The sequence below is a fragment of the Mycobacterium colombiense genome, assembly GCF_003284935.1.
Lineage (GTDB): Bacteria > Actinomycetota > Actinomycetes > Mycobacteriales > Mycobacteriaceae > Mycobacterium > Mycobacterium arosiense_A.
On the sequence record NZ_QMEV01000145.1, the window covers coordinates 1 to 1,459 of the forward strand.

The 1,459-nt window shown below is 65.5% G+C and carries 1 protein-coding gene; it reads right to left on the reverse strand.

Annotated features, from left to right (window positions below; genetic code table 11):
* Window positions 1-23: 23 nt before the first annotated feature.
* Window positions 24-1,247 (reverse strand): IS110 family transposase, encoded by a 1,224-nt coding sequence (locus DQP57_RS26470; RefSeq protein ID WP_112635873.1) that lies wholly within the window; start codon window positions 1,245-1,247, stop codon window positions 24-26.
* Window positions 1,248-1,459 lie beyond the last annotated feature (212 nt).

Genomic DNA, 1,459 nt, shown 5'->3' on the forward strand with positions numbered 1-1,459 from the left:
GAAGGAGATTCTCAATGACGTTGTCAAGCCGCCGCAGTAGTGGTTGCGGGTTGGTAGACAGCGTGGTCGCGCAGCATGGCCCACAGGACGTTGAGGCGCCGGCGGGCCAGGGCGAGGATGGATTGGGTGTGGGTTTTGCCTTCGGCTCTTTTGCGGTTGTAGTAGGTCCGGGATGCGGGGTCGGTGCGGATGGCGATTTGGGCGGACAGGTAACAGGCCCGCAGCAGTCGTCGGTCGTAGCGGCGGGGGCGTTTGAGATTGCCGCTGATGCGCCCGGAATCCCGCGGTACCGGGGCCAGCCCGGAAACGCCGGCAAGACGATCGACGGAGTCGAAAGCGCTCATGTCGCCGCCGGTGGCGGCGAGGAACTCGGCGCCGAGCACGACGCCGAAGCCGGGCATGCTCAGGAGGATCTCGGCGTGGCGGTGGCGGCGAAATCGGTCCTCGATCATCGTTTCGGTTTCTTCGATTTCGGTGTCGAGGGTCATCACCTCCTTAGCCAGGCGGGCGACCATAGCGGCGGCGAGGTTTTGGCCGGGCACGGTGGTGTGCTGGGCGTTGGCGGCCTCGATAGCCATGGCTGCGACAGCAGACGCGTTGCGCGCCTTGCGTTTACGCAGCCACGCTGTCAGGCGGGCAGCACCGGCACGACGCAGCCCGTCGGGGGTTTGGTAGCCGGTCAACAGGATCAGCGCGGCCTTGCTGGCGCTGTAATCGAAGCCGCGTTCCAGGGCGGGGAAGTACTCGAGCAGCTGGGCGCGCAGCCGGTTGATCACCCGGGTGCGATCGGCGACCAGGTCGGTGCGCCGAGCGGTCAGGATGCGCAGCTCAACCGCGATGTCATCACCAGCTCGCAGCGGCTGCAGGTCGCGGCGCATCCGAGCTTGGTCGGCGATGACGGCGGCGTCCTTGGCGTCGCTTTTGCCGTCGCCACGGTAGCCGGCCGAGGCGTGGTAGATGGTGCGGCCGGGGATGTAGAGCAGCCGCTGCTCGGCGGCGATGAGCAAGGTGATCAGCAGCGCGGCACCACCGGCGTTCAGGTCGATCGCCCAGGTAACTTCACCGCCGTCGGATTGCGCCGCTACTGCGTCGATCAGCTCCAGCAGTGCGGTTTCGTCGTTGGCCACCCGTTGCGACAGCAGTCGGTGACCCTCCGCATCGATAGCCACGCAATGGTGGTCGGACTTTCCGGCATCGACGCCGGCCCAGACCTGTTGGCTCACAGCCACCTCCGTGATCGTTGGCATCCCTATCAACCCAGCAGACGACCACGCCGGCGTGTCCTTACACAGCGATCAAATCGCATCTCTCAATTAGCGGTCGAGTCGTCGCGGGACGTCGGGCGGCCAATCTCCTTCGGCCATAAAACACCGCAAACGCATGAAAGCCATACCCGACGTCCCTGGGCAGTTCGAAGCCTACGGCCGAGGGCAACAACCACCCTCCAAGAAAGGTAAGG